This window comes from Rathayibacter sp. AY2B7, from assembly GCF_002931635.1.
Lineage (GTDB): Bacteria > Actinomycetota > Actinomycetes > Actinomycetales > Microbacteriaceae > Rathayibacter.
Genome location: NZ_PSUC01000023.1, coordinates 26,806 through 34,350 on the forward strand (window position 1 = coordinate 26,806; position 7,545 = coordinate 34,350).

The following is a 7,545-nucleotide window of genomic DNA, read 5'->3' on the forward strand; positions in this document are numbered from 1 at the left end:
GAAGTTAGCGCACTTCTGCTTCAATTACCAGATGGCAACCGCAGAGCTGACCGACCATCCGCGACCGTCAGTCGCTGTGGACGCCGCGGTGCTCACAGTGCCTCCCGGCGGCCCGCTCTCGATCGTCCTCATTGAGGACGGGTACGGCCGTCGCCTCCCCGGCACCTTCGTCCACGAGCGGGAGCGCCTCGACGACGCCGTTCGACGCGGACTGCGGACGAAGACGGGCATCGAGGGCGTCGAGCTGCGCCAGCTGCACGTCTTCGACGCTCCGGAGCGGGACGACCGCGGCTGGGTGATGTCGGTGGCGTACCTCGCGGTCGCGCGCTGGGAGGCGACGCAGGCGTCGGGTCTCGCCGTGCCCGTCGCCGAGAAGGGACCTCTCGCCTTCGACCACGACGAGATCGTCGCGCGCGCGCTGCTCACCATCAGCGAGGAGTACCGGAACCGCCCCGACCCGTACCGCCTCGTCGCCGAGCCGTTCACCATGCGACAGCTGCACGACCTGCACGAGCAGGTCGCCGGCGAGCCGCTGATGCGGGACAGCTTCCGCCGGGCGATGCTGCCGTTCCTCCGCGAGACGGGCGAGCTGGCGTCGGGTGCGGTGGGGAAGCCGGCGAGGCGGTTCGTGCGCGCGTGAGGCCGAGCGGCGGGGCGAGCAGTGCGCGTCTGCGACCGCGTGCGGCCGGCGCGAACAGCGGTCAGCGAGAGGGCTGATCCCAGACACGATCGAACTCGTCCGCGACGAGCGGCCAGACGAGCTCTTTCGCGACTGCCGCAGAAGTCGCAGACGTCACCAGCGGGCCGGACAGCACGAACTCGTGAGGGATGACGCGGCCGGCGGAGTCGCAGCGGCCCTCCGGGTCCGGGAAGCGCAGAGCGACCGTGCGGGCGCTCCTCTGGAAGGCGTCCGGAGTGTCCCCGAGCCCGTCGAACGCGGCTTCGTAGGCGTCGAGCGGGTCGGCGTGGCCGCCCTTCCGCAGGAAGCGGAATCCCCAGGTCCTGCCCCTGGTCGCCCAGATGAACGGATCAGAGTCGCCGCCGGTCACTCCCGGCTCCGCAGGAGGACCTTCTCGTCGACGCCTCGGTCGAGGTCGAGCTCGAACGCGGTGAGGGTCTCGGCCAGGAAGTCGTGTCGAGCGCGCGCGTCGTCGTGCAGTCCGCGCACCTTCTTGCCGGCGAATTCGGCTGCGGCTGCCCCGAGCCCAGGTCCGACGAATCCTGCGAAGGCAGCGATCGGACCGCCGAGGCGCGCGAGCGGTGCGGGCAGCTTCAGCTTCCCGACGAGAGCCGCGATGGGAACGGCGAACGCCAGAAGCCGCTCGGCGACAGCCCCTCCCCCCTTCATCGCTGCAGCCCAGCGGATGTACCGCGAGAACGGAAGCATCGCTGCGATCGGCAGAATAAGATCCACACCGATCCGCTTCGAGATCTCGATCTTCTCGGGCTCGAAGCGAGCGGACGACAGACGAACGAAGTCGTCGCCCACCGAGAGCGCCTCCGGCGCCTCGACGAATTCGCGCAGGACGCCCTGCAGCTTGTTGATCTCGGTCCCCGCCTTCTCGACGACGAGGTCCCGGAAGCGGACGACGTCCATGTCCGGAAGCAGGTCGGCCTTCGAAAGGGCGATCGTCCAGACGCGGGGGAAGACCGCGAACGGCTTGCCGTCCTCGAGGACGTCGTCGCGCTGCTGGAGGAGGGTCTGAGAGAACCCGGTCAGCAGGGCCTTCAGGTAGCGCTCCTCCTCCCCGGCATTGTCGAGCAGCTTCTGCGCGTCGACGAGGATCATCGCGACATCCGACCCGATCAGCGCGCGGAAGGTGTCGATCCTCCGCTTCGCTTCCGTCGGTCCGTCCGGCTCCTGCTCGAACCACTCGCCCGGATAGTCGTGCCATACGAGGCGCAACTCCTCAGCGGTCCCCGCCTTCGGAGGGTGGGCGCCTCGCTTGGGCCGGATGGCGAAGGAATAGGAGGTCTTGCTGAATCTCGTCGCCGGCGGCAGGACAGCGGAGTTCTTCATGCCGAGGTAGTTCTGGTGCAGCCTCCGCCCGTCGGCTGCATCGTTCGCCAGGAGATCGAAGCGGTCGGCGCCCGAGAGGAGCCCTTCCATAGCCAGACCGTAGAAGGAGGAGATGAGCACGGTCTTGCCGCTGCCGCTCTCTCCGAAGACGGCGATCTGCTGTTCCCGCGCGATTCTCTTCGACACCATGTCTCGAACCTAGGGCACGGCGCGCCGAGTGATCGACGCGCGAGATCTCTGCGACCGCTGACGGGCGAGAGCGAGCTCCAGAAGGCGATCCCACGGAAGATGCCGGCGGAGAAGCCCCGGGCGCCTTCTCGCCTCGGGCTCGGCTCGCGCTGCATCCGCCGCCGCCTGCACGACGGCAGGATCCTCGCCGAGTGCTTCCGCCATCCACACGAAGGCCGCAGGACACAGGAGCCGGTTGTAGGTCACCCGAGCGCTGGTGTTCGGAGTCGCCCGAGTGAACGCGCCCGAGCCCCTGCTGTCCTGGTTCCCGAACCACCGCACCATGTGCTCCTGCTGGCTCGACCACCACGCACCACGCCGCTGAGGGCGGTCCTTCTCGTACTGGTCCGAGATGGGAAGGTGCGCCTCGCACCCGCGGAGGATGCGGACGAACTGCCTCACGTCGAGATCGTCCACGTCAGAACCGTCCCGGGCCTCCCGAGTCCGTGACGTCATCGGATGTCCCCACCCAGCCGCTCACTCATCCCCGCGACCTCCTGCCACGCTCCGGTCGCCCGTTCCTCCGCCGTCGCCTCCCGGAGCAGCGCGGTCAACCGCTCCCGCAGCCGCAGCTCCGCCTCGGTCATCGCGCTCTCGTGCCCCCGCGCGAGGAGGTACGAGTGAGCGTCCGTCGCGAAGGCGGCGAGGGCGTCGAGGAGGATCTCGAGGACGCGGGCGGCCTCGCCGACGCGGGACGGATCGCGGGGCACCGGCAGCATCGGCACGAGCCGCAGCCTCCCCTGCCAGAGGCGCTCGTCGAGCGGATCCGCGAAGAGGGTGAGGGCGGTCGCGAGCGTTCCCGAGGCGGAGGAGGGGAACGCGCGGCGGACGTCGTGGACGATCTCGTGGAAGTGGTCGTCGCTGAGGCCGAAGCCGACGAAGAGCAGGTGCCGGGTCGCGAGGGTGGCCTTCACGATCGAGGAGAGGGCGCGGCGGGAGGAGTCGAAGCCGAGGTAGTCGTCGCGGGTGAGGACGATCGAGGACGGGTCGTCGACGGTGCCGTGGAGCTTGAGCAGCCAGCGCTCGTGGTCGCCCTCGTGGGCGCCGGGGATGACGGCGCGGGGGACGCCCGCGTCCTCGGACGCCGTCTCGAAGAGGCGGTCGTAGTTGAGCGTGATGGCCTGCTCGGAGTCGATCGCGGTGAGGAGCGCCGGAGCGAGACCGTACCGCTCGAGGGAGCCGATCTCACGGGCGACGGCCTCGGCGAACCGTCCGGGCTGCTCCTCGTCGAAGAGCGTCGCGAGGTAGGACGCCTGGTCGAGCACGTTCTTCCCGCTGAGGACCGCGGACGTCTCGGAGTCGAGTCCGATCTCGCGGCCGAGCTCCTCGAGCAGTCCGTCCCAGGAGGGGCCGCCGGCGCTGACGCTGGTCCCGGCGCCGAGGAAGGGCACGAGCCGGCGGCGCCGGGCGCGCTCGGCGAGGCTCTGCGCCTCCTCGAGGGCCGGAGCCTCCAGCTCGGGCCAGGACGTTGCGGGATCGAGTCGTCGCCTGGACTGGGCGAAGGCGTGGACGTCGGCGCGGAGGGTGACGATCGCGATGTCGACCCGGAACGCCTCGGCGGCCTCCCGCAGCAGGCGGAGCTGCTGAGCGAGCACGGCGTCGCGGAGGGTCCCTGATCCGCCTCCCGCCGTCGCGAAGAGCGGCACGGCCAGGAGCGGCAGCGGCCGCCTCGTGCGCCGATCCCTCGTCGCCGTCCGCCCGGCGACCTCGACGAAGGCCCGGAGGCGGCGGGCGATGTCGGCGAGTCCTTCGCTGTCCTCGGCGTCGCGCACGGCGCGATCGGGGACGGCGGTGAGGACGGGAGTGGGCTCGCCGTCGCGCGGCGCGAGCGGCAGTGCCGCCTGTCGGCCGTCCGAGAACTCCGGAGTCAGTACGGCGCGTGCGCGATCCTCCAGCTGCGGCACCCCGCGCCAGAAGTCCGTGAACGAGAGGAAGCGGTCCGTCGGCAGGAGCCACGCGTCGCAGGCGAAGTGGAGGAGGCTTCCGCGGGTGACGAAGAGATGAGGTCGAGGCACGGCCTCTTCCTATCAGCATCGCTGAGTCGCCCGGGAGGGCTCGTTCTCCGCATCGAGAACGAGCACTCCCGGGCGACTCGGTGCAGAGGGCCGGGAGTCACGCGAGCATCCGATGCCGATGTGACACCGGCGTCAGCGCCCGAGCACTCCCGCGTACACCGCCAGGTACTCGTCGACCATCCGGTCCACCGCGAAGCGGCGGCGCGCAGTCGCCCGCACGGCCGCCCGATCGAGGAGCCCGGCCCGCTCGACCGCGGCGACCGCCTCCGACGCGGAGCCCACCGCGTACCCGGTGACGCCCTCGTCGATGATCTCGGCCATGGATCCGCGGCGGTACGCGATCACCGGCGTCCCGCACGCCATCGCCTCGACGACGGAGAGGCCGAACGGCTCGTCGAAGCCGATCGGATGCAGGAGCGCGAGCGCCCCGCCGAGCACGAGGGCGCGCTCCTCCGGCCCGACCGAGCCGCGGTAGACGACGCGCGTCCCGTCGACGAGCGGCTCGACCTCCTCGCGCCAGTAGCGCTCGTCCTGCACGATGCCGCAGATGAGGAGGCGGCGCCCGGCCGCGGCGGCGATTTGGATCGCCTCCGCCGTGCCCTTGTCGGGGTGGATCCGGCCGAGGATCACGAGGTCCTCTCCTCCGGATCCGGCGGGGAAGCCGTCCACGTCGATCCCGTGGTGCACCGTCGCCGCGTAGTCGAGCTCGGGGGAGCGGTCGCTGTCCGAGATCGACACCAGGTGCGCGGTGCGGGGGTGCCGCAGCGCCTCGCGGTAGGCGGGCAGGATCTCGGGCCCCGAGAAGCCGTGCACCGTCGTCACGAGTGGCACGGGCCACTGCGCCGCGAGGGTGAGCGGCAGCCAGTCGAGGTGGTTGTGCACCAGGTCGAAACCCCGGGCACGGTCGAGGACCGCCGCGATGTGCAGCGCCTCCCAGACGCGGCCGTCGCGGCCCGACTCGGCGTAGCCCGTCGGCGCGACCGACTCGAGCGCGGCCGTCGTCACGGAGTCGCCGGTCGCGAAGAGCGTCACGTCGACTCCTCGGCGGACCAGGCCCTCGGTCAGGAGGCTCGCGACCTGCTCCCACGGCCCGTAGTGGCGCGGCGGCGTGCGCCATGCGATCGGCGCGAGCATCGCGATCCGCAGCCCGGCCGCCGGGTCCCCGGGTCCTGCGGTCATCGGGCGGCGACGGCCGCGGGGGCCGCCGGGACGCTCGGCCGAGTCGGCTGCAGGCCGGCCCGCCGCACGACGAGCGAGGTGTGCAGGGCGGCGATCGTCGACTCCGCGCCCCGGTTCTCGTTGCGCCCCTGCGGCTCCAGCCCGTCGTACCCGGCGCCGGAGAGCGGATCCACCATCACGGTCGCGGAGTCGTTGACCCCGTGGAACCAGGCCCAGCAGGAGGCGAGGCCCTCGCGCCAGAGCGGATCCTCGTCGAGCGTCAGGGCGCGGGCGCACGCGGCGGCGATGGCGGCGACCTCGATCGGCTGCTGGTCGAAGAGCACTCCGAGCTCGTCCGGCCCGCGGCCGGCCACGCCCGTCACCGAGAGGCGGCCGTCGCGCGACTCGAGGCCCAGCAGGAAGGCGAGGGCGGCGAACCCGCGCGCGAGCAGCGGCGGATCCTGCAGCGCCTCGCCGGCCGCCAGGAGCGCCTCGGGGACGCAGCCGTTGGCGTAGCGCAGGCGCGCCTCCGGCCAGGGCCAGGCCTGGTCCGTGCAGGAGAGGAGCATCGGCGCGGCGTCGTGCAGCAGCTGGACCGCGACCAGCGAGTGCGGGCGGACGGCGACGACCTCGACCGCGCCGAGCACCGCGAACGTCATGGCGCGCAGGTCCGGCGAGCGCTCCTCCGCGAGGTGGAGGAAGAGCCGCATCGCGCGGCGGCGGGTCAGCGGCAGCTCGGCGTGCGCGGCGACGACCCCGGCCGCCCAGACGCTGCGGCCCCACCAGTCGCCGAGCGAGGAGGCGTCGGCCCACTCGCCGTCGGGCGACAGCCGGTTGTGCACGGTGCCGTCCGGCTCGGCGGCCGCCTCGAGGAAGCGGAGGTACTGCTCCGTGAGGCGTCGGGTCCGGAACGTCTGCTCCGGCTCCTGCGCCGCCACGATCAGGGCGCGCGAGACGTCGTCGACGCAGTAGCCGTGCTCGGGACGGGGCGCGTCGAGCAGCGCGTGCTCGTGCAGCCCGCGCTCGTCGGTGAGGGCGTCGAGGTGCTCGTAGGGGAGTGCCGTCGCGAGGGCGGGCCCCGCGGTCACGCCGCGTGCTCGATGCGGAGGCGCTCGACGAGATCGAGGTAGAGGCCGGCGGCCGCGGGCCAGGAGAGGGCGGCCGGAGCGGCTGCGGGGGCGGAGTCGGCGAGCACCTCGCGCAGCGCCGCGGCCATCGCGGCGGGGTCCTCGTGCGCGACTGTGCGGCCGCGGCCGTTCCCGAGCAGCTCGAGAGCGTGGGGGAACTCCGTCGCGACGACCCGTCGTCCGGCGGCCAGCGCCTCCACGAGCACGCCCGAGGTGACCTGGTTGCGGGAGTCGTAGGGCAGCAGGACGGCGTCGGCTTCGGCGACCGCCGCGGCGAGCTGGGAGGGATCGAGGTAGCGGCCGTCGAGCACGACCCGGTCCTCGAGCCGCAGCTCGGCGATCAGGTCGGCCAGCGACTCCCGGTAGGCCTCGCCGGCGTGCGCGACGACCTTGGGGTGCGTCTGCCCGTAGACGGTGTAGTGGGCGGAGACGCCGGCGTCGCGCAGGTCGGCCATCGCGCGGATCCCCCACTCGATGCCCTTGCCCGGGCCGATCAGGCCCCAGGTGATGATCTGCGGATCCGCGGCGGCGGCGGGGCGGGCGGCCGCGTTCCAGACGGGGACGCCGTGGGCGATGACGACGACGCGCGAGGCGTCCACGTCGTAGCGGCGCTCGAGGATCTCGGCCGCGACGGCCGTCATCACCACGACCGCGTCGGCCAGGGAGGCGACCCGCTCCAGCACGAGGCGCTGCGAGGGGGTCGGCGTCTCCAGCACCGTGTGCAGGACCACGATCACGGGCACGGCGAGCCGCTCCATCAGCGCGATCACCTCGTCGCCGTCGGGTCCGCCGTAGATGCCGTACTCGTGCTGGATGATCGCGACGTCGCAGGAGTCGAGCTCGGCGGCCGCGCGGGCGGTGCTCGCCGGGTCGCCCGCGACGAGCTCGGCCATGACGCTCGTGCCGGGCGTCGATCCGGGCACGGCGAGCTCGTCCATCACGCGGACGGTGCGGATGCCGGCGCCGTGCTCGTCGGCCAGTGCTCCGCCGAGGGCCT

7 protein-coding genes are annotated in these 7,545 nt (G+C 72.5%); 1 reads left to right on the forward strand and 6 read right to left on the reverse strand.

Annotated features, from left to right (window positions below; translation table 11 throughout):
* Positions 1-31: 31 nt before the first annotated feature.
* A complete protein-coding gene (locus tag C5C27_RS06260) occupies positions 32-640 on the forward strand; it encodes an NUDIX hydrolase (RefSeq protein ID WP_104313915.1) in 609 nt (202 codons plus the stop codon).
* 61 nt (positions 641-701) lie between these two features.
* On the opposite strand, the gene C5C27_RS06265 is transcribed toward C5C27_RS06260, so the two are convergent.
* From C5C27_RS06265 to C5C27_RS06295, 6 genes are all read right to left on the reverse strand, one after another.
* Positions 702-1,049 carry a hypothetical protein gene (locus C5C27_RS06265; RefSeq protein ID WP_104313916.1) on the reverse strand — a complete coding sequence of 116 codons (348 nt, stop codon included), beginning with the start codon at positions 1,047-1,049 and terminating at the stop codon, positions 702-704.
* Complete coding sequence (locus C5C27_RS06270) at positions 1,046-2,209, reverse strand: ATP/GTP-binding protein (RefSeq protein ID WP_104313917.1); 1,164 nt, start codon at positions 2,207-2,209, stop codon at positions 1,046-1,048. The genes C5C27_RS06265 and C5C27_RS06270 overlap by 4 nt, the downstream gene beginning before the upstream one ends.
* A 491-nt stretch (positions 2,210-2,700) precedes the next feature.
* Positions 2,701-4,263, reverse strand: coding sequence for an SIR2 family protein (locus tag C5C27_RS06280; protein WP_104313919.1), 1,563 nt, complete (start codon positions 4,261-4,263; stop codon positions 2,701-2,703).
* Between the two features lie 132 nt (positions 4,264-4,395).
* On the reverse strand, positions 4,396-5,442 hold the full coding sequence (locus tag C5C27_RS06285; RefSeq protein WP_258066524.1) for a glycosyltransferase family 4 protein: 1,047 nt from the start codon (positions 5,440-5,442) through the stop codon (positions 4,396-4,398).
* Positions 5,439-6,509, reverse strand: coding sequence for a glycosyltransferase (locus C5C27_RS06290; RefSeq protein ID WP_181133463.1), 1,071 nt, complete (start codon positions 6,507-6,509; stop codon positions 5,439-5,441). Before C5C27_RS06290 ends, C5C27_RS06285 begins: the two co-directional genes overlap by 4 nt.
* Positions 6,506-7,545: glycosyltransferase (locus tag C5C27_RS06295; RefSeq protein ID WP_104313920.1), on the reverse strand; the 1,040-nt coding region annotated here is incomplete at its 5' end. The genes C5C27_RS06290 and C5C27_RS06295, both read right to left, overlap by 4 nt.

Bases quoted from the DNA above. Each gene is read 5' to 3' on its own strand.
- C5C27_RS06260 (WP_104313915.1), top strand. From the start codon at position 32: ATGGCAACCGCAGAGCTGACCGACCATCCGCGACCGTCAGTCGCTGTG.
- C5C27_RS06270 (WP_104313917.1), bottom strand. From the start codon at position 2,209: ATGGTGTCGAAGAGAATCGCGCGGGAACAGCAGATCGCCGTCTTCGGA.
- C5C27_RS06285 (WP_258066524.1), bottom strand. From the start codon at position 5,442: ATGACCGCAGGACCCGGGGACCCGGCGGCCGGGCTGCGGATCGCGATG.